The following is a 19,931-nucleotide window of genomic DNA, read 5'->3' on the forward strand; positions in this document are numbered from 1 at the left end:
CCGTTCCCGCCAGGGGCCCTTGATCGTGATTTCGGTATGATTCATCTCGTGCCGATGGAACACGTCAGGAACGGCTACGGCTTCGACCTCGCGGGCGCGCGCCTCGTCGCTCTGCCCTCGGGCGCGCTTCTGTGGCCGGAGCAGTCGATGCTCGTCGTCTCGGACCTCCACCTGGGCAAGTCCGAACGGATGGCCCGCCGCGGCGGGGCCCTCCTGCCGCCCTACGAGACGCGCGAGACGCTGGACCGCCTGGCGCAGGACGTGGCGCGGCACGATCCGGGCACGGTGGTCTGCCTCGGCGACAGCTTCGACGACCTTCCGGCGGCCCACGCGCTCCAGGGCGAGGACGTGTTGGCCCTGGGCCGGCTGATGGCGAACCGCCGCTGGGTGTGGGTGGAGGGGAACCACGACCCCGGCCCCCTGCCCTTCGGCGGCCTGCAGATGGCCGAACTGCCCGTTCGGCAGGTGACGTTCCGGCATATCGCCAAGCCCGGCACCTCGGGTGAGGTGTCCGGCCACTACCACCCGAAGGCTTCGATCCGGACGCGCGGCGCCGGCGTCTCCCGCGCGTGCTTCCTGATCGATCGGACGCGCGTGGTCATGCCGTCCTTCGGGACCTACACGGGCGGCCTTCATGCCCATTCGGACGAACTGACCGCCCTCATGCGCCCCGATGCCCTCGCGGTGCTTCTGGGGCCGGTCCCGCAGCCCATCCCGATGCCGCGCGGCGCCTGATCCGGCAACGCGCCCGGCCCCTGGGGCCGGAACTTAACCCGATCTTCGGAGATGGGTCCCAGAAGGGGAAGCACCGCTGCCAAGGAGGCGAAACCCATGCCCGCGCTCATCGTTCATATCGGTTTTCTCACCGGCCTCGCCGGAGCCACGCTCGTTCTGATCTGAGGGCCGAGGGTCAGCGGCCCCGTGCGGCCGGCAGGTGCGGCCAAGGGTCCTGGTCGGGAACGTGGAGCACGAGCTCGTCCCCCAGCGCGAGGGTGCCGGGACGCTCGACCCAGGCCGTGACGCCGCGGCGTCCCCGCGCCGCGCCCTTGAACGCGCCGCCCTTGCCGGGGTGCTCGCCTTCGATCACGCGGGCGGGCAACTGGCAGGGGCGGTTCTCCATGTCGACGACCAGCGTGGCGCCGTCCGGACCCTGTAGCCGAGACGAGGGCGGAACCTTCGTGAAGTCCGGTATGCCTTCCACCACCATCGTCGCCCCCATCCAAGCCGGGTCCACCTCATCCAGCTCCATCCCCTCCGCCATCGCCGCCAGCTCCTCGGCGGAGACGACGGAGAGTTGCCGGACATTGGCGATCTCGGTCCCGAAAGGGTGTTGATCCACCACCCGCCCACACGAAAGGCGCGTGCGTCCGCCGTGGTCCTCGTCTTCGGGGCCGGCGAAGCCGAGCGTCAGGCTGGCCCTGGGCGCGCTGGCCAGCGCCGCCTCCCGGTCAGGGACGACGCCCAGCCATCTGACGCGGGCGGCGAAGGAGGTGGGGATCAGCGCGGGCACGGGGACGATCTTGAAGCGGCTGCGGACGAAGGAAAAGGGGCCGCCTCCTTTCGGAAGCAGCCCCCTTTCCTTCGCGCGATACGGGTCAGGTCGCGGGTTCGGGCTCCGGACCCGACAGGCCCTTGCCGGTCTTCGGGATCGAGACGACCGAGGGCTTGCCTCCATCCCCGCCCGTCGGCGAGGTGCCGTCGCCATCGTCGCGGCCCAGCGGCTCGCCGTTGATGACACGCATGATCTCAGGGCCCGTCAGCGTCTCGTATTCCAGAAGGCCGTTGGCCAGCCTGTGCAGATCGTCGATCTTCTCCGTCAGGATGCGCTTGGCGGTCTCGTAGCCCTCGTCCACCAACTCCTTCACCTTCGCGTCGATCTTGGCCTGCGTCTCGGGCGAGACGTTGCCCCCGCCCTGGTAGCTGCCGAGATAGGATTGCTGCTCGTTGGCGTAGTCGACGAAGCCCAGCTCGTCCGCGTAGCCGAACTGGGTGACCATCGCGCGGGCGATCTTCGAGACCTGCTGGATGTCCGAGGCCGCGCCGGAGGTGATGTTCTCCTTGCCGAAGATCAACTCCTCCGCGACGCGCCCGCCCATCGCCATCGCGATCTTCGAGCGGTACTTCGTGTAGGTCACCGAAAGCTGGTCCCGCTCCGGCAGCGACAGCACGAGGCCCAGGGCACGGCCGCGCGGGATGATGGTCGCCTTGTGGATCGGGTCGTGCTGCGGGACGTTCAGGCCCACCACGGCATGCCCGGCCTCGTGATAGGCGGTCAGCTTCTTCTCGTCCTCGGTCATGACCATGGATCGGCGTTCGGCGCCCATCATGACCTTGTCCTTGGCGTTCTCGAAGTCGTCCATCGTCACGAAGCGCCGTCCGACGCGGGCGGCCATCAGCGCCGCCTCGTTCACCAGGTTGGCGAGGTCGGCGCCCGAGAAGCCCGGCGTGCCGCGCGCGATGATCCTGAGATCGACGTTGGGCCCGAGGGGCACCTTCCGCGCGTGGACGCCCAGGATCTTCTCGCGGCCCTTGATGTCGGGGTTCGGAACCTGGACCTGCCGGTCGAAGCGCCCGGGCCGCAGCAGCGCGGGGTCGAGAACGTCGGGCCGGTTGGTGGCCGCGACGATGATGATCCCCTCGTTGGCCTCGAAGCCGTCCATCTCCACGAGGAGCTGGTTGAGCGTCTGCTCACGCTCGTCGTTGCCGCCGCCGTAGCCCACGCCGCGCGACCGGCCCACGGCGTCGATCTCGTCGATGAAGACGATGCAGGGCGCGTTCTTCTTGGCCTGCTCGAACATGTCGCGCACGCGGGAGGCGCCGACGCCCACGAACATCTCGACGAAGTCCGAGCCCGAGATCGTGAAGAACGGCACGCCCGCCTCGCCCGCGATGGCCCGCGCCAGCAGCGTCTTACCCGTGCCCGGGGGGCCGACGAGCAGCGCGCCCTTCGGTATCTTGCCGCCCAGCCGGCTGAACTTCTGCGGGTTGCGCAGGAACTCGACGATCTCCTCGAGCTCGTCCTTCGCCTCGTCGATGCCGGCGACGTCCTCGAAGGTCACGCGGCCGTGCTTCTCGGTCAGCAGCTTCGCGCGCGACTTGCCGAAGCCCATCGCGCCGCCGCGCCCGCCGCCCTGCATCCGGTTCATGAAGTAGATCCAGACGCCGATGAGGAGGAGGAAGGGCAGGAAGGTCATCAGGATCGTCGCGAAACCCGACTGCTGCTGCGGACGCGCCTGGATCGGGACGTCGTTCGCGATCAGGCGCTCGGTCAACTGGTCGTCGCCCGGGCGGATCGTGGTGTAGGACTGGCCGTCCTCGCCGCGGAACTCGACCCGCTCGCCGTCGAGCACGACCGAATCGACCTCGCCCTGGTCGACCGCCTCGATGAACTCGGAATACGGGATCTGCCGGGCGTTCAGGCCGCCCTGCCCGCCGGAGAAGAGGTTGAACAGGGCCACCAGGAGGAGGCCCAGGACGACCCAGAATGCGATGCTGCGCGCGTTGCCCAAGGTGTCTCTCCTTCAGGGGAAGCGGGGGCGGCCGGAAAGGCCGGTCGGAGTGCAATGTAAGGAGAAGGGGCCGGTGTTCAACGCGCGAAACCTTCGGAAGACGGATCGTCGCCGCCCGCGCCGCGCCCCACTACCTCCGGCACCAGCGTCAGGAGGGGGCCGCGCCTGCGGATCACGATCCCGTTGAGCGTCCTCGCCGCCGCGCCCGCGAGCATGGCCCGGTCCAGCGCCGCGACGTCGCGCCCGCGCGGTGCACGGCCCTCCCGCGTCAACGCCAGCCTCCAGGCGCGGCGGCGGATCGGGGTCGGCAGGCCCAGGAGCGGCGCCGCCGCGAGGCCCCCGTCGCATCCGGCCCCTTCGAGGCGGCGCGCGGCCTCCGCCTCCTCCAGCGATCGGCGCTCGGCGGCGAGGGCGGCGACGCGGGCCAACGCGGCGGCGGTTCCCAGCGGCATGCCCGCCAGCGCCCGGCGGGCATGGGTGCGGGCATGGCGCGGATCGTCGTTCGCGGGGTCCTCGACCCAAGGGATGCCCGCCGCGCGAAGCCAACTGCGCAGCGCCTCGCGGGGGGTGCCCAGCAACGGACGGCGGAAGAGGCCGCAGGGTGAGGTGTCAGGCATCGCGGAGAGTGCGTCGACGCCCCCGCCGCGCAGCGCCATCAGCACCGTCTCGGCCTGATCGTCCAGCGTGTGCCCCGTCAGGACCGCCGAGAGGCCCTCGCGCCGTGCCCAGCCACGCAGCAGCCGGAGGCGCGCCGCCCGCGCGGGGCCCTGCCCCGCATCCCGCGGAGGGTCGGCCCAGCGCAGGGTGGCATGGGCCAGCCCCAGGGCCGCTGCCGCCGCGCCCACGGCACGGGCCTCCGCGGCCGAGGATCGCCGCAGCCCATGGTCCACCGTGGCCGCCCGCGCCGGGACCCCTTCGAGCGCGGCGAGATGCATGAGCGCGACCGAGTCGCCCCCCCCGGAGACCGCCAGCCCGACGGGTCCATCCTCGGGGACCAGTCGGCGCAGCTCGGCCCGGAAGAGGGCGCGCAGGTTCAGGAGCAGCCCATGGCCCGCGCGGCATCCGCCGATTGGGCCGCCGCGCCCGAGCCGGGGAAGCGGCTCTGCACGTCCGCGAGCGTGATGCACGCCGGCTCCGTCTGGCCGAGGTCGCGCAGCGCGAGGCCGAGACGATGGAGCGCGTCGCCCGCCGCCGCGCCTTCGGGATCGCCCGAGAAGGCGGCGAGATAGGCACGCGCGGCGCCCGGCAGATCGCCTGCGCGCTCCAGCGCCTCCCCCTCGCGGAACTTCGCCGTCCCGGTCAGCGGCCCGCCCGGGTAGCTCTCCGCGAAGGTGGCGAAGAGGGTCGCGGCCTGTGCGTAGTCGCCGCCGTCGAAGGCGGCCTGCGCGGCGTCGAAGTCGGCCTGCTCGCCCAGGGCGAGCTGCGCGCCGCCCGTCACCGGGGTCGCCTGCGCGCCGCCCTCGGGCAGCTCGCCACCGCCCAGGGTGGACGTCTCGGCCAGCTGCGAGACGTCGCCCCCCTCCAGCTCCACCAGCCGGAACTCAAGGTCGCCGATGCGGCGCGTGCCGTCCGTCACCACCCGGTCCACCCTGCCCGTCAGCGCCTCCGTGGCGGAGGTCAGGCGCTGAAGCTCGGACTCGATGGCGTCGATCCGCTCCAGCGCGGACGAGGGCAGGTTCAGCGACTGCCCGCCCGTGGTCGACAGCTCGCGCCGCAGCCCCTGCACGTCCGAGTTGAGAAGCACGAGCTGCTGGCGGATGTCGGCCAGCGTGGCCTCGCGGTCCTGCGAGAGCGCGGGGCCGGCGAGAAGCGCGAGGACGCAGAGCAGGGCGCGCATCAGACCGACCCGACCCCACCGGCCAGCACCGTGACGGCGCGGCGGTTCTGCGCGTAGCACGCCTCCGAGGAGCAGATCTCGAGCGGGCGTTCCTTGCCGTAGGTCACCGTCCGCAGGCGCGACGAGGCGATGCCCTGCGAGACCAGGAACTCCTGCGCGGCGGCGGCGCGCCGGGCGCCGAGGGCGAGGTTGTACTCCCGCGTGCCCTGCTCGTCCGCATGACCTTCGATGACGGCGGTGAAGCCGGGGTTCTGCTGAAGCCACCGCGCCTGCCGCGTCAGCGCCGTCCGCGCCTCGCCCGAGAGGGTCGACTGATCGACTGCGAAGAGCACGCGGTCGCCCACCGTCTGCTGGAAGTAGGCCGCCGAGGCCGGATCGCTCGCGCTGCCGGGAACGATCCCGCCCGCGACGCCCTGGGCGCCCGGCGCCCCCGCGGCGCCGCTTCCGGGCCCGAAGCCGGTCGGGTTGGTGCAGGCCGACAGCAGCGTTGCGGCGGCGAGGGTCGCGGCGATCATCGGGCGCATGGAGGTTCCTTCCGGTGTTCGAGGAGCGGTGATGCCGCCTCGTGAAAGTCGTTTCAAGGAAGCAGCGGCGACCAGGACGGATCGCTCGCGAAGGCAGGGGTGGAGACGCGGCGCAGGTTACGGCCGGTCACGTCGACCGACCAGAGGTCCGGCGCGCCGTCCTCGCCCTGGGTCTCGCGGGTGAACATGATCACGCGGCCATTTGGCGCCCAGGTCGGCCCCTCGTCGAGGAACGATGCCGTGAGCAGACGCTCGTCGCTGCCGTCCGTCCGCATGGCGCCGATGTGGAAGCGACCGGCGTTCTGCTTGGTGAAGGCGATCAGGTCGCCGCGGGGCGACCAGACCGGGGTGCCGTAGCGCCCCTCGCCGGAGGAGATGCGGCGTGCCTCGCCGCCGCTCGCCGGCATCACGTAGATCTGGGGGATGCCGGTGCGGTCGCTTTCGAACACGATCTGGCTGCCGTCGGGCGAGTAGCTCGGCGCGGTCTCTATGGAGGGGGCGGATGTCAGCCTCTGACGCGCGCCCGTGGCGAGGTCGAGCGTGTAGAGATCAGTGTTCCCGCCCGAGGACAGCGAGTAGACCACCGTGTTCCCGTCGGGCGCGAAGCGCGGCGCGAAGGACATCGTGGACGAGCCGTCCCCCAGGGGCTGCGAAGTGACCGATCCGACGTCCAGCAGGTACACCTCCGGGAAGCCGGAGGCATAGCTGGTGTAGAGGACGCGGTCGCCGCGCGGGCTGAAGCGCGGGGCGAGCACGATGGAGCTGTCGTCCGTGAGGTAGCGGACGTTCGCGCCGTCGTAGTCCATGATCGCCAGCCGCTTGAGGCGGGCGTTCTTCGGCCCGGTCTCGGACACGAAGACCACGCGGCTGTCGAAATAGCCGGCCTCGCCGGTGAGGCGCGAGTAGATCTCGTCCGCGATCTTGTGGCCCAGCCGCCGCAGCTCGGTCGTGGTGCCCGCGAACTGGAGTCCCTCGCCGACCTCGCCGTCGGAGAAGACGTCGTGCAGGCGGAACCGCACCGTGACCGCGCCGTCGCCACGCGTCGCGACCCCGGCGGTGACGAGGGCCTGCGCGTTGATCGCCTTCCAGTCGGCGTAGGCGACGGGCGCGTCGAAGGACGCGACGCGCGAGATGAAGGCGTCGGCCGGGATCGCCCGGAAGAGGCCCGAGTTCACGAGGTCGTCCGTGACCACCTGCGTCAGCTCGGCGACGATCGCCTCGGCGCCGGCATCCTCGGCGACGAAGGTGGGGATCGCGATCGGCAGGGGCTCGATCACGCCCTGCTCCAGCGTGATCCGCAGCGGCCCGGGGGCCTGCTGCGCGGCTGCGGGCGGCGCTGTCAGCGCGGCGGCCGCGAGCATCGCGGCGATGGTGATGATCTTCATGGTCCCTACCCTTCCTCGGCCGGGGTTCTGACGCGGCTGCGCACGTCATCAAATGGCAGGCGCGCCGGCGGTCCGCGACGGGCGGAGGACCGCGCACGAAGATGTCCCGTGCGCCGCGTCACCAGCGGATTCCCGTCGGATCGAAGGTCAGGATCACCTCGCGCCACTGGCCGTACTTCTCGGCCGGCAGGTCGAAGCCGCGCGCGCCGCACCGGGCGATGGCGGTGCGCGCGCGTTCCCACGCGATCTGCTGCCCGGCGGGCGTGCCGCCCGTGGCCGAGACCCGCGTCGGCCCGGAGGCGATCGTGCCGTCCTGGTTCAGCGTGAACGCGACCTCCACGGTGCTCTGCATCCACTCGGCGCCCGGGTCGGTGATCCAGCACTGCTGGACGGCGAAGCGGAAGCCGTCCCGCTCGGAGAAGGTCATCGGCGGGCCGATGGGCAGGTCGGGCGCCTCCGCCTCGGAGGAGGCGCTCTCCGCCTCCGCCTCGGCCAACGCGTCGAGCACGCCGCCCGAGAAGTCCGCCGGCGCCTCCTCGATCGCGGTGCTGTCGGCAGCGGCGACCTCGACCTCGGGTTCGGGGGCGGGATCGGGTGCCGGATCGGAACGGCGCGGCCTGGCGGGCGGCGCGGGCGAGCTGGCGGGGGCCAGCGCCAGGTCCTGCTCCTCGATCTCGTTGGCCTCGGTCTCCAGCACGTCGCCGGCCTCTTCGGGGGCGGTAGCGACCTCCTCCTCCGGGGCGGGCTCGGACGCCTCGGGGGCGGGTTCGGGCACGGTCGCCTCCACCACCTCGGGGGCGGTCTCGGCCTCGGGGGGCGGGACCGGGGCCGGCTGCGGCGCGACGCGGGGCGCGGGGCGCGGGTCGACCTCGGGCCCGGGGAGCGGGACGGGCGGCGCCTCCGCGATGGCTGCGGGGCGCGCGGGCTCGGGAGGTGATTCGGGCTCGGGCGGCGGCGCCTCGGGCAGTGCGGGCTCGGGCTCGGCTGGGGCGGCGGCGCTCTCCGCCGGTGCGGGCTCGGCCGTGTCCGGGGGGGTCTGTTCGACCGGCTCGGGCAGCGCCGGCGGCGCGGGCTCGGGCTCGGGCGGCGCGGCCTGGGCCGGCTCCTCGGCGGGGGCGGGCGGGGTCTCGGCCGTGCCCGCCGTCAGCGACGAGGCGGAGACGAGCACCGCCTCGATGGCGGCGGGGGGGGGCGCCTCGTCCGGCTCGGCTAGGAGGCCGCCGAACAGCGCGAAGGCGATCAGCGCCGTATGGCCGCCCACCGAGACGACCGTGCCCGCGTCGATCTCGTCCCGAAGCGCCATTCAGCCTCCGAAGGTCGGGCCGTCCGTGTCGGTGATCAGACCGATGTCGGTGAACCCGGCGGCGTTGAGCGCGCCCATGACCTGCACGACGCGCGCGTAAGCCACGGTCTCGTCGGCCTGCAGGAAGATGCGCTGGGAGTCCCGCTCCGCCGCGATGGCGCGAAGGCGGGGGATGAGGTCGTCGTCCGCGATCTCCGTCGTCTGGATGGCTAGGCCGCCGCCGGCCTGGACGGAGACGGTCAGCGGCTCCTCCTGGTCGACGCTCAGCGCCTCGGCGGCCGTGTCGGGCAGCTCGACCGGGACGCCCACGGTCAGCAGCGGCGCGGCCACCATGAAGATGATGAGAAGGACCAGCATCACGTCCACGAAGGGCGTGACGTTGATCTCGGACATGGGGGCGGCACGGGACCGGCCCCGGCGCCGACGCGATCCGCCTCCGCCGCCCTTGATGACCCCCGCGCCCATCTCAGGCGTCCACCTCGCGCGACAGGAGGGTCCCGAACTCGTCGGCGAACCCTTCCATGCCGGCGGTGATGCGCCCCGCGTCCGAGGTCAGCTTGTTGTAGAAGATGACCGCCGGGATCGCCGCCAGAAGGCCCAGCGCGGTGGCGAACAACGCCTCGGCGATGCCCGGCGCGACCACGGCGAGGTTCGTGTTCTGCTGGGCGGCGATCTCGGTGAAGGCGTTCATGATGCCCCAGACGGTGCCGAAGAGGCCGATGAAGGGCGCGGTCGAGCCGACGGTTGCGAGGAAGGGCAGGCCCTTCTCCAGATCTTCGGCCTCCTTCGCGATCGCGACGTCCATCGAGCGGTCTATCCGCGCGGTCGCGCCCGGGATCAGCCCGCCGCTCTCGCGGTGCGAGCGGCGCCATTCCGTCATCCCGGCGGAGAACACCCGCTCGGGGCCCGTGCCGGGATTGGGGCCGATCGTCTCGTAGAGCTCGTCCAGCGGCTCGCCCGACCAGAACTTCTCGTCGAAGCGGGCAGCCTCGGCCTTGGCCGCGCGGTAGCGCAGGAGCTTGCGGACGATGATCGCCCAGGCCCAGACGCTGGCCACCACCAGCGCGATCATCACCAGCTTCACCGTGAGGCTGGACTGGGCGAATAGCCCCCAGAGGCTGAGATCGTGTTCCATGAATGCCCTGTCCCCGCGCCCTCCCGGGGGCGCCCGTACTGCACGTCCGCCGCGCCCGTCTTTCCGCGGGCGTCGAGGCGACGTTACCGCGCCGCGCGGGAAAGCGCCAATCGCGCGCGCGTCATCCGCGAAGTGATGCGCGGCGCGATGCCGATCCGCCTCACGCGGCCGCCGCACGCAGCGCTTCGGGAAGGCGGACGGGGCGCCCCGTAGGTCCCATCGCCGCGATGGTCACGCGCGCTTCGAAGGCCGCCGCCCCCCGGACCGAAACCCGCTGGCGCAGCACCGCCCGCGCGCGGCCGGGCGCCTCCGGCACCGTCTCCACGAGGAACGGATCGTCCAGACGTGCCGGCGCGATCCAGTCGCACTCCATGTGGCGCACGACGAAGACCGTCCCCGCCTCGCGCAGGGCGTTCTGGTCGAGGCCCAGCCCGCGCACCCAGTCCGAACGGGCGCGCTCGCAGAACTTGAGCCAGTTGGCGTGATAGACCACCCCGCCCATGTCGGTATCCTCGTAGTGGACCCGCCCCTCGTAGAGGTGCGGCGCGGTCACTGCGGCCGCCCCATCCGCGCGGCGAGGCGCAGCGCGAGGGATGGGTCGCGGCCGCTCTGCGGCAGGACGGGATCATAGGCGGCGCGCAGCACGTTCGCGACGTCTGGCCGCAGCATCGCGCCGCCCGGCCCCGCGACGAGCGGCGGCGCCTCCGCGAAGGCCGTGTCGGACCAGAGGAGCGCGACCTGCACCGCCTGCCCCAGCGCCAGCGCGCCGGCCGGGGCCTGCGACAGGTGCTCGTCCATCCGCAGGAGGACGAAGGCCGCCTTGATCGCCCCCGGCCCCCCGTCGGGCGCCGCGTCGAAGCGGAACACACGATACTGGTTCGCGTCCGCGTCCTTCAGGCGACCGACGAGGGACGCCAGGTCCGGGATCAGCCGGTCGAGGCCCGGCACCTCCCCCAGCTCGTCCCAGTCGCGGACGAAGAAGAACATCAGGTTGCTGCCCAGCTCGGGGTCGGTCTCGGCGACGGGGTGGCCGGTCAGATGGCCCACCGCCTCGACCGCGCCCTTGATCGCGGGCAGCGTCGCTTCCTCGACGCCGAAGGCGACGGGCGCGATGGCCCGGCCCCAGCGCGCGAAGACGAAGGAGCCGTCCGAACGGGTGAAGAGGCGCTCCAAATCGTTGGCATCGGGCATGCCGCCTGCATGGACGCGCCCCGGCCCGGGCGCAACGGCCCCTCAGCCCTCGTCGAAGAGGCCGCCCTGCATGGGCACCTCCGGCGCGTCGAGGCCGAGATGCCGCCAGGCCGGCTGGGTCAGCACCCGGCCCCTCGGCGTGCGCATGAGAAGGCCGCGCTGCAGAAGATAGGGCTCGACCACCTCCTCCAGGGCGTCGCGCGATTCCGAGAGGGCGGCGCTCATCGTCTCGATCCCCACGGGGCCGCCGCCATAGGCCTCCGCGATCAGCGAGAGGTAGCGCCGGTCCCCCCCGTCGAGGCCGAGGGCGTCCACCCCCAGCCGCGCCAGGGCGTCCTTGGCGAGCGCTTCGGTGATCGTCCCGTCCCCCTCCACCACCGCGAAGTCCACCACCCGCCGCAGGAGGCGCCCCGCGATGCGGGGGGTGCCGCGGGCGCGGCGGGCGATCTCGCGCGCGCCGGCCTCCTCAGCGGCGACGCCCAGGAGGCGCGCGCCGCGGGTAACGATCTCGAAGAGCTCGCCTTCCTCGTAGAACTGCAACCGGATCGGGATTCCGAACCGGTCGCGCAGAGGCGTCGTCAGAAGGCCCAGCCGCGTCGTCGCGCCCACGAGGGTGAAGGGCTGCAGGTCGATCCGCACCGTGCGCGCGGCCGGCCCCTCGCCGATCACGAGGTCGATCGCGTGATCCTCCATCGCGGGGTAGAGCACCTCCTCCACCACGGGGTTCAGGCGGTGGATCTCGTCGATGAAGAGGACGTCGTTCCGCTCGAGGTTGGTCAGGATCGCCGCGAGGTCGCCCGCCTTGGCCAGAACGGGCCCCGAGGTCATGCGGAACCCCACCCCCAGCTCGCGCGCCATGATCTGCGCGAGCGTCGTCTTGCCCAGGCCGGGGGGCCCGTGGAACAGCACGTGGTCCATCGCCTCGCCCCGCTGGCGGGCCGAGGCCGTGAACACCCGGAGGTTCGCCCGCGCCTCCGCCTGGCCGACGAACTCGTGCAGGGTCTGGGGTCGCAGCGCAGGACCGTCGTCGCCCTGCTGGCGCTCGGGGGAGAGGGGCTGTTCCATGCCGTCCACCTAGGCGTTCCGGGGGGCCATCGCGCCCCTCATGCGGGGGCCAGCCGCTTCAGGGCGGCACGGATCATGCCGGCCGTGTCCTCGGCCCCCTCGCCCGCCGCCTCCGCCACCGCCCGCGAGGCGTCAGCGGGCGCGTAGCCGAGGTTCTGGAGGGCGGAGAGCGCCTCGGACTGGGCCCCGGCGCCGCCCCCGGGCGTGGAGGGGGCGGACGGCTCGACCACCTCCCCCCCGACGGAGGCCGGCACCATCGGGGCGGCGCCCGCGTCGATGCCGCCCAGCGCCATCACGGCGGGGGCCTTGTCCTTCAGCTCGTTCGCAACGCGCTGCGCCAGCTTCGGCCCGACCCCCGGCGCGGCCCGGATGGACGCCCAGTCGCCCAGGGCGATGGCCCGCCCCACGCCGTCGGGCCCCAGCGTGCCCAGGATCGCCATGGAAGCCTTCGCGCCCACGCCCTGCACGGTGGTCAGCAGGCGGTGCCACTCCTTCTCGAGGAGGGTCGGGAAGCCGAAGAGCTGGAGCAGGTCCTCGCGCACCAGGAGGTCGGTCCAGAGCTGCGCCGCCTCGCCCGCGCCGCCGAGGGCGGCCAGCGTCCGCTCGGAGCAGTGGACGACGTAGCCCACGCCCCCCACGTCGAGGATGACGTGATCCGCCGCGCGGTAGGCGATCCGCCCCGAGAGCCGCCCGATCATGCCGTGGCCCGGGCAGAGGCGCGCAGGTGCAGCGCGTGGCATATCGCGACGGCCAGCGCGTCGGCCGCGTCGGCACCGTCGGGATCCGCGCCAGGAAGCTGGAGGCGCACCATGTAGCCGATCTGATCCTTCGCGGCGTGGCCCGCGCCGACCACGGCCTTCTTCACGGCGTTCGGCGCGTACTCGCCCACGACGAGGCCTGCGCGGGCGGGCACCAGCATCGCGATCCCCCGCGCCTGCCCCAGCTTCAGGGTCGATGCGCCGTTGGCGGTGGCGAAGGTCGCCTCGACCGCCGCCGCGGCCGGCGCGTGGGCGGCGACCACCTCAGTCAGCCCGTCGTGGAGGGCGACCAGCCGCGCGCCGAGGTCGGCCCCCTTCGGCCGCACCGTGCCGCTCGCCACGTGCGCGAGGCGCGGCCCCTCGACCGCGATCACCCCCCAGCCGCAGGCGTTCAGCCCTGGGTCGATTCCAAGAACGCGCATCAGGCCCTCCCGCCGTTCCGGCGCCGGGCTAGCACGAAACGGGAACGGGCCGGAAGGGTCGTTCAGTCCAGCGCCGCGGCCTTCAGCGTGGGCGGCACGGTGCCCCGGATCGCCGCGCGCACCCCGCCGCCCGCCGCCGCCGTCACGGGATCGGGGTGCATGACGAAGGCGATCGCCTGGGCGGCGAGGTCGCCGGTGTCGAACCGCGAAAGGCGCTCCTCGTATTCGGCGGCGCCGACTTGGGCGAAGATCAGCGCCTTGAAAGCCGTCACCCCCAGGATCACGGCGACGAAGCCCCTCAGGGCGGGCAGCATGCGCCGGGCCTGTCGGCGTTGCGTGCGATAGGTCGGGACCATCAGGCCGTCGGGGCGAAGCTCGAACCCCGTGAGGGCCGTCGCCGACCGCCGTGGGCTCAGCGTTATGCGGTCGTCCATCTCGCCGAAGTGACGTCCCATCGCAGCGCTCCATCCGGGCGACGGCCCGGCTGGCGATCTCTCTTGCCCTCAAATGTGGCAGAAAAGCGGCTTCTGGCGATATTGAGGCGGAAACAGAACGTTTCCGTCACGACTAGTCGCGCCGAAGCCGCAGTGCGGCCCAATCCCCGGCCTCGCGGCGACCGACCTCGGCAAAGCCGAGCACGCCATAGCGATCCGCGACCGGGTCCGCCTGGTCCCGCAGGAGGCCCGAGAGGATCAGGTCGCCCTCCGCCAGCGGCGCGACCCCGTCCGCCATCCCGAGGAGCGGCCCCATCAGGATGTTGGCCATCACGAGGTCGTAGGGCGCCGAGGCGGCGATGCGCGGGTGCCCGGTCCCGTCCGCCAGCACCGTCTCCACGGCGCCGGCGAGGCCGTTCGCAGCGAGGTTGGCCTCCGCCACCTCGATCGCCACGGGATCGACGTCGGTCGCCACCACGACCGCCCCGGGCGCGGCCTTGCGTGCGGCCATCGCCAGGACGGCCGTTCCGCAGCCCAGGTCCAGCACCCGCGCCGGTACGCGCTCCGACAGGATCTCGTCGAGGAGGAGGAGGCATCCCAGCGTCGTGCCGTGGTGACCGGTGCCGAACGCCATCGCCGCTTCGATCAGAAGCGGCACCGATCCGGCGGGGACCTTCGCCGCGTCATGCGCGCCGTGGACGAAGAAGCGCCCGGCCTCGACGGGGGCCAGCTCGCGCCGGACATGGGCGACCCAGTCGGTCTCCGGCAGCTCGGACACGGCGAACGAGACGCCGAACGCCGCCTCGGCGAGCGCGAGGGCGACCGGGTCGGGCGCCTCGGTGAAGTAGCCCCCCACCTCCCAGAGGCCCGAGTCGTCCTCGACCTCGAAGACGCCGATCCCCTCGGGCGCGGGGTCCATCCCCTCAAGAGCCGTCTCGAGGCGGCGCGCGGCCCCCTCCCCCCGAAGGGTGGCGAAGGCGGTCCAGGTGGCGGGGGTGGTGGCTCGCGTCATGCCGGCCCCCTGCCCCGGCGCGGCGTCCGGGGCAAGGTCGCGCGTCAGGCGGCGGTGCCGACGGGGCAGGTCACGCCCGTGCCGCCGAGGCCGCAATAGCCGCCCGGGTTCTTCGCCAGGTACTGCTGGTGGTAGCCTTCCGCGAAGTAGAACTCAGGCGCGTCCTCGATCTCCGTGGTGATCGCGCCGTAGCCGGCCGCGTCCAGCCGCTTCTGGAAGTCGCGGCGCGACGCCTCGGCCGCCTGGCGCTGCGCGTCGCTCGTCACGTAGATGCCCGAGCGGTACTGCGTGCCGCGATCGTTGCCCTGGCGCATGCCCTGCGTCGGGTCGTGTCCTTCCCAGAAGGTCCTGAGCAGCGTCTCGTAGGAGACCTCGGACGGGTCAAAGACCACGCGCACCACCTCGTTCTGGTTGGTGCGGCCCGAGCAGACCTCCTCGTAGGTGGGGTTGGGGGTGTCGCCGCCCTGATAGCCGACGGCGGTGCTGATCACGCCGGGGATCTGCCAGAACATCCGCTCGGCGCCCCAGAAGCAGCCCATCCCGAAATAGGCGACCTCGGCCCCCTCGGGCACGGCCTTGAGGTCCGCGCCGTTGACGTGGTGCGCCTTGGCGGTCGGGATGGGCGCGTCGCGGCCCGGAAGGGTCTCGGACGCGGGAAGCCTCTCGGCGGGTTTGGTGCTGAAGCCGAACATGGAGGAACCTCGCTGTGGTGCCTTCCGAAGATAGGTGCGGCGGGGGCGTCTGCCTACTCCCGCGCCTGCCCGGGCCTGCGGAGGCGGCGGGGACGGCGACCCCCGCCGCGGGCGCCATCAGTGGGCGCCGTGATCCATGCCGTGCTCGCTCATGGCGGCGATGCGGCGCTTCTGGTCGGGGGTCAGCTGCGCGTCGAGGAAGCCTTCCCAGGACTGCCAGGCGCCCCGCGCGGCGGCGTCGACCGCCGCCCGGTCGCCCGTGGCGAGGGCGGCGCGGACGTGGTCGGCGGCCTGCGCGCAGCCGGCGAGCAGCGCCCGTTCCTGCCCGCCGGGGATGTTGGCTATCCACACCGGCCCTTCGAGGGTGCGCTCGCAGCCGTCCGGGGTGGCGAGGACCAGCCCCCGCGCGGCGGCCATCCCGGCGCCGTTCGCCCATTCGGCCGGGAGCCCCAGCTCGAGATAGGGCAGGAGGCGGTTGTGCGAGGCGAAAGGCCCGTCGGGGTTCGGGATCGGGCCGGCCCAGGCATGCACCATCGCCAGCCGGCCGCGGTCGTCGCCGGCGTTGCGGTACTCGCGGTCGAGCCACCAGTTGCCCAGGCCCCGCAGGAACGGGCGGTCCTCGGTCGCGGCCTCGAACGCCCCCTCGAAGTCGTGGACGTGCCAGCGGTCCCCGCCCCCCGTGAAGCCCGCGGGCAGCGCCTCGCCATGCCGCAGGCGGACGACGAAGGCCGCGCCGGTCAGGACCTGGCGGCCGCCGATCTCCGTGTACATCAGGTTCGAGGGTTGCGCGAAGTCGAGGCGCGCGTCCGAGCCGGCGTAGTCGGGGCCGCCGTCGCGGTACCAGTGCTGGCCCATCAGCGGCTCGTCCCCGCCGAAGGGGCGCCAGCCGTCGGCCCGGGCGACGGAGATGTCGGCGTAGCGGTCCAGCACGGCCCGGACCTGGGCCAGCTCGGCGGCGGGGTCGGCGACGGCGAGCGTGGGGGCGAGGGCGGGGGCGCCCAGGGCGAGCACGACCGCGAGCGCGGCCTTGAGGGATCGGAGCATGACGTTCTCCCGCTGGTTCGTCGTGATTCCTTCGAGGCGCGAGGTCGGGGCCGCGCGCCTGTCATTCAATGACCGGCGGGCCGAACGGCGGAAGCCTGCCGCCTAGAGGAAGCTCTGCGGGTCGACGTCGACGGAGACGCGGGTCGTGGCGGGCCAGCGGAACTGCGAGAGCCAGTCCGCGACGGCCGCCTGGATCGGCACGCCCCGGTCGGCCTTGACCAGAAGGCGCACGCGGTGGCGGCCGCGCACCAGGGCGATGGGCGCCGCGGCGGGCCCCCACAGCTCGGCCCCCGCGCGGCGCAGGGGCTCGTCCCGGCGGGCCATCTCCTCGGCGAGGCCGTAGGCCTCGTGCATCTCGGGGGAGGAGACGACGATCCCGGCCATGCGGCCGTAGGGGGGCACGCCGATGGCCCGCCGCTCGGCGGCCTCGGCGGCCCAGAAATCCTCCTCCGCTCCGGCGAGGATCGCCTTGATGACCGGGTGCTCGGGCTGCGCCGACTGCAGGAGGGCGACGCCCCCCGCGCCCATGCGCCCCGCCCGGCCCGCCACCTGGCGCATCAGGGCGAAGGTCCGCTCGGCTGCGCGAAGATCCGAACCCTGGAGGCCCAGGTCGGCGTCGATCACCCCCACGAGGGTCAGGAGGGGGAAGTTGTGCCCCTTCGCGACGAGCTGCGTGCCGATCACGATGTCGGCGGCGCCCTTCGCGATCTCCTCGATCTCGGCCTTCAGCTGGCGCGCGCTGCCGTAGAGGTCCGATGAGAGGATCGCGACGCGGGCTTCGGGGAAACGCTCGGCGACCTCCTCGGCCATCCGCTCGACCCCCGGGCCGACGGGGGCCAGCTTCCCCTCGACGCCGCATTCGGGGCACTCGGCCGGCATGGGGCGCGTCTCGCCGCACTGGTGGCACATCAGCAGCTTGCGGAACCTGTGCTCGACCATGCGGGCGTCGCATTGGTGGCAGCCGATCTGGTGACCGCAGGCGCGGCAGACCTGCACGGGCGCGTAGCCGCGGCGGTTCAGGAAGACGAGGGACTGCTCGCCCCGGTCCAGCCGCTCGCGCATGGCCTCGGCGAGGGTCGGGCCGATCCAGCGCGAGGGTTCCAGCCTCTCGCGGCGCAGGTCCACGGCGCGCATCATCGGCAGCTCGCCGGCCCCGAAGCGGCTGCCCAGGACGAGGCGGTCGTAGCGCCCCTCCTTCGCGTTCACCCAGGTCTCGAGCGAGGGCGTGGCCGATGCGAGGATCACCTGCGCCCTGGCGTGCGAGGCGCGCAGCACGGCCATGTCGCGGGCGTTGTAGAGGACGCCGTCCTCCTGCTTGTAAGAGGGGTCGTGCTCCTCGTCGACGACGACGAGGCCGAGGTCCGCATAGGGCAGGAAGAGGGCCGAGCGGGCGCCGACGACGAGGCGCGCCTGCCCTTCGGCGACGCGCCGGAAGCAGCGCCGCCGCTCGGTGCCGGTGACGCCGGAATGCCATTCGGCGGGCTTGGCGCCGAAGCGCCGCTCGACCCGCGCGACGAACTCGGAGGTCAGGGCGATCTCCGGCAGGAGGACGAGGGCCTGGCGGCCCCGGCGCAGGCATTCGGCGACGGCCTCGAGATAGACCTCCGTCTTGCCCGAGCCGGTGACGCCCTTCAGCAGCGTGGTGCCGTACCCACCCCCCCGGACCTTGGCCCGCAGGTCGATGGCGGCGTGCTCCTGCGCCTCGGTCAGCTCGACGCCCGGGCGGTCCGGGTCGAGGGGGGCGTAGGGCGGGTCGCGCGGGCGCTCGACCTCCGCGAGGGTTCCGGCGTCGAGGAGGCCCTTGATCACGGAGGAGGTGACGCCCGCGGCGGCCGACAGCTCGGCCCGGGTGACGGGCTGGCCGTCGAATTCCCCCAAGGCGTCCATGACCTTGCGGCGCGCGTCCGTCATGCGCGCGGGCTCGGGCCCGCCGGGCACGAGGAGGCGGACGGTGCCCGCGTCCTCGCCGAGGCCAGGCGCGCGGGTGGCGAGGCGCAGCATCGCGTGCATCGGGGTGAGCGTGTAGGCGCCCGCCCGCTCGAGGAAGTCGCGCATCTCCTCGGGCATCGGGGGCAGGTCGAGCACCCGCCCGACCGCGCGGGTGCGGGCGTAGTCGTAGTCGCCCCTGCCCGGCCCCCAGACCACGCCGATCACCGTGCGGGGCCCCAGCGGCACCTCGACATAGGAGCCGGGGACGCACCCCCCCTCCGGCGCCTTGTAGTCGAGCAGGCGGTCGAGGGGCTGGGCGGTCAGCACGGCGACGAGGGCGCCCTCGGGGAAGCTGCCGTCCGCCGACCGCGCGGGCGGGGTAAGGAGGTTCATGCTACCCATCGCGGCCCCGGCGCGTTAGGGCGTCGAGACAAGAAGGAGACCCCCATGAAGTTCTTCGTCGATACCGCCGAGGTGGACGACATCCGCGAGCTGAGCGACCTCGGGATGGTCGACGGCGTCACAACCAACCCATCGCTCATCGCGAAATCGGGACGCGATTTCAAGGAGGTGGTCGCCGAGATCGCCGGCTTCGTCGAGGGCCCCGTCTCGGCCGAGACGGTCGCGCCGGACTTCGACGGCATGATGGCCGAGGGCAAGGAGCTGGCCAAGATCGGGAGCAACATCGCCATCAAGGTCCCGCTCACCTGGGACGGGCTGAAGGCCTGCAACCACCTGACGAACGACGGGCACATGGTGAACGTCACGCTCTGCTTCTCCGCGGGCCAGGCGCTGCTGGCGGCCAAGGCGGGGGCGACCTTCATCTCCCCCTTCATCGGCCGGCTGGACGACATCGACCTCGACGGGATGGACCTGATCGCGGACATCCGCCAGATCTACGACAACTATGGCTTCGAGACCCAGATCCTCGCCGCGTCGATCCGCACGGGCGCGCATGTGCGCGAGGCCGCGAAGATCGGCGCGGACGTGATGACCGCCCCCCCGAAGGTGATTCGCCAGATGGCGTCGCACCCGCTGACGGACAAGGGGCTGGAGGCGTTCCTGAAGGACTGGGAGGGCACCGGGCAGTCGATCCTCTAGGCGCCCGGAAGGTTCCATCGAGGAGGGCCGGCCGACCGCGAGGGGCCGGCCCTTTCCTTTTCCGCCAGCGGCTTGCAGGCGGAGCGGGACCGGCGCGCGCGTCCCGCGGCCCCTGCAACGCGCGCCGCGTTAACCCCGCGGCAAGCCCCCTGGGCCAGACTGTCCCCCGCAAGGCGGGAAGGGACCGGGCGGGATGCGACGAACCACCCCCATAGCCGAGGCGGGAGGCCCCCGCCCCGGCCGCGCAGGGAGCGCGAGGCCGCGGGGCCGCCGGGGGATCGGCGGCGGACGGTCGGGAGAGGTGCGTCCGGGGGATCGGCGGACCGCTTCGGACGGGGCCGTCTCCGGGCGGCGGCGGCGCGGTGCGGCCTCCGTCCGGTTCGCCGGCGGCGGGGTGCGGACGTGCGCCGCCGCGCCGCTCCTTCCGGCCGGCGGCGCGCCTTCGGGTGCCGGGCGCCGGGGCGCCGGTCCGGGAGGGGGTGCCCGGGCGGCGGGGAACGGGTCCCGGCCCGGCGCGGTCCGTGGCGGCGCGCGGCCTTCGGGGCCCGATCTCGGCGGAGGGGCCGGCGCTGCGTGCGGAGAACCGCGCG

At 73.2% G+C, this 19,931-nt stretch carries 21 protein-coding genes; 2 read left to right on the forward strand and 19 right to left on the reverse strand.

Features of this window, described 5'->3' with window-relative positions:
• Positions 1-54 precede the first annotated feature (54 nt).
• The gene (pdeM, locus tag BCF33_RS06170; protein ID WP_106160237.1) at positions 55-735 is read left to right on the forward strand and encodes a ligase-associated DNA damage response endonuclease PdeM; all 681 of its coding nucleotides are present in this window, start codon (positions 55-57) and stop codon (positions 733-735) included.
• A 175-nt stretch (positions 736-910) separates the two neighbouring features.
• Here pdeM and BCF33_RS06175 read toward each other — a convergent pair whose 3' ends face one another.
• From BCF33_RS06175 to BCF33_RS06265, 19 genes are all read right to left on the reverse strand, one after another.
• Positions 911-1,510, reverse strand: a complete 600-nt coding sequence (locus tag BCF33_RS06175) for an MOSC domain-containing protein (RefSeq protein ID WP_106159993.1) — start codon at positions 1,508-1,510, stop codon at positions 911-913.
• Positions 1,511-1,595: 85 nt separating this feature from the next.
• On the reverse strand, positions 1,596-3,509 hold the full coding sequence (gene ftsH, locus BCF33_RS06180) for an ATP-dependent zinc metalloprotease FtsH (protein WP_106159994.1): 1,914 nt from the start codon (positions 3,507-3,509) through the stop codon (positions 1,596-1,598).
• A gap of 77 nt (positions 3,510-3,586) precedes the next feature.
• Positions 3,587-4,636: a tRNA lysidine(34) synthetase TilS gene (gene tilS / locus BCF33_RS06185; protein ID WP_106159995.1), complete on the reverse strand. Its 1,050-nt coding sequence runs from the start codon at positions 4,634-4,636 to the stop codon at positions 3,587-3,589.
• Positions 4,543-5,346 (reverse strand): tol-pal system protein YbgF, encoded by an 804-nt coding sequence (gene ybgF, locus BCF33_RS06190; protein WP_106159996.1) that lies wholly within the window; start codon positions 5,344-5,346, stop codon positions 4,543-4,545. The genes tilS and ybgF overlap by 94 nt, the downstream gene beginning before the upstream one ends.
• Positions 5,346-5,870: a peptidoglycan-associated lipoprotein Pal gene (gene pal, locus BCF33_RS06195; protein ID WP_106159997.1), complete on the reverse strand. Its 525-nt coding sequence runs from the start codon at positions 5,868-5,870 to the stop codon at positions 5,346-5,348. Before pal ends, ybgF begins: the two co-directional genes overlap by 1 nt.
• A 53-nt stretch (positions 5,871-5,923) precedes the next feature.
• On the reverse strand, positions 5,924-7,255 hold the full coding sequence (gene tolB, locus BCF33_RS06200; protein WP_106159998.1) for a Tol-Pal system beta propeller repeat protein TolB: 1,332 nt from the start codon (positions 7,253-7,255) through the stop codon (positions 5,924-5,926).
• Between the two features lie 118 nt (positions 7,256-7,373).
• On the reverse strand, positions 7,374-8,558 hold the full coding sequence (locus tag BCF33_RS06205) for a cell envelope biogenesis protein TolA (RefSeq protein ID WP_106159999.1): 1,185 nt from the start codon (positions 8,556-8,558) through the stop codon (positions 7,374-7,376).
• Positions 8,559-9,023, reverse strand: a complete 465-nt coding sequence (gene tolR, locus BCF33_RS06210; RefSeq protein ID WP_106160000.1) for a protein TolR — start codon at positions 9,021-9,023, stop codon at positions 8,559-8,561.
• Between the two features lies 1 nt (position 9,024).
• Positions 9,025-9,693, reverse strand: coding sequence for a protein TolQ (gene tolQ / locus BCF33_RS06215; RefSeq protein ID WP_106160001.1), 669 nt, complete (start codon positions 9,691-9,693; stop codon positions 9,025-9,027).
• A gap of 160 nt (positions 9,694-9,853) precedes the next feature.
• Positions 9,854-10,246, reverse strand: coding sequence for a YbgC/FadM family acyl-CoA thioesterase (locus BCF33_RS06220; RefSeq protein ID WP_281260006.1), 393 nt, complete (start codon positions 10,244-10,246; stop codon positions 9,854-9,856).
• On the reverse strand, positions 10,243-10,884 hold the full coding sequence (locus BCF33_RS06225; RefSeq protein WP_106160002.1) for a hypothetical protein: 642 nt from the start codon (positions 10,882-10,884) through the stop codon (positions 10,243-10,245). The genes BCF33_RS06220 and BCF33_RS06225 overlap by 4 nt, the downstream gene beginning before the upstream one ends.
• A 42-nt stretch (positions 10,885-10,926) precedes the next feature.
• Entirely contained in the window at positions 10,927-11,949 is a 1,023-nt protein-coding gene (ruvB, locus tag BCF33_RS06230) for a Holliday junction branch migration DNA helicase RuvB (protein WP_106160003.1), read from the reverse strand.
• Between the two features lie 38 nt (positions 11,950-11,987).
• Positions 11,988-12,647, reverse strand: a complete 660-nt coding sequence (ruvA, locus tag BCF33_RS06235; RefSeq protein ID WP_106160004.1) for a Holliday junction branch migration protein RuvA — start codon at positions 12,645-12,647, stop codon at positions 11,988-11,990.
• Positions 12,644-13,129 carry a crossover junction endodeoxyribonuclease RuvC gene (gene ruvC, locus BCF33_RS06240; RefSeq protein WP_106160005.1) on the reverse strand — a complete coding sequence of 162 codons (486 nt, stop codon included), beginning with the start codon at positions 13,127-13,129 and terminating at the stop codon, positions 12,644-12,646. The genes ruvA and ruvC overlap by 4 nt, the downstream gene beginning before the upstream one ends.
• 62 nt (positions 13,130-13,191) lie before the next feature.
• The gene (locus BCF33_RS06245) at positions 13,192-13,584 is read right to left on the reverse strand and encodes a hypothetical protein (protein ID WP_106160006.1); all 393 of its coding nucleotides are present in this window, start codon (positions 13,582-13,584) and stop codon (positions 13,192-13,194) included.
• A gap of 112 nt (positions 13,585-13,696) precedes the next feature.
• Positions 13,697-14,575 carry a 50S ribosomal protein L11 methyltransferase gene (locus BCF33_RS06250; protein WP_106160007.1) on the reverse strand — a complete coding sequence of 293 codons (879 nt, stop codon included), beginning with the start codon at positions 14,573-14,575 and terminating at the stop codon, positions 13,697-13,699.
• Between the two features lie 44 nt (positions 14,576-14,619).
• Positions 14,620-15,267, reverse strand: a complete 648-nt coding sequence (gene msrA / locus BCF33_RS06255; RefSeq protein ID WP_106160008.1) for a peptide-methionine (S)-S-oxide reductase MsrA — start codon at positions 15,265-15,267, stop codon at positions 14,620-14,622.
• Positions 15,268-15,384: 117 nt separating this feature from the next.
• Complete coding sequence (locus BCF33_RS06260; protein WP_106160009.1) at positions 15,385-16,311, reverse strand: hypothetical protein; 927 nt, start codon at positions 16,309-16,311, stop codon at positions 15,385-15,387.
• 102 nt (positions 16,312-16,413) lie between these two features.
• On the reverse strand, positions 16,414-18,633 hold the full coding sequence (locus tag BCF33_RS06265) for a primosomal protein N' (RefSeq protein ID WP_106160010.1): 2,220 nt from the start codon (positions 18,631-18,633) through the stop codon (positions 16,414-16,416).
• 54 nt (positions 18,634-18,687) lie between these two features.
• On the opposite strand from BCF33_RS06265, the gene fsa reads away from it, so the two are divergent.
• Positions 18,688-19,341, forward strand: a complete 654-nt coding sequence (fsa, locus tag BCF33_RS06270; protein WP_106160011.1) for a fructose-6-phosphate aldolase — start codon at positions 18,688-18,690, stop codon at positions 19,339-19,341.
• Positions 19,342-19,931: the final 590 nt, after the last annotated feature.

The sequence above is a fragment of the Hasllibacter halocynthiae genome, assembly GCF_003003095.1.
Classification (GTDB): Bacteria; Pseudomonadota; Alphaproteobacteria; order Rhodobacterales; family Rhodobacteraceae; genus Hasllibacter; species Hasllibacter halocynthiae.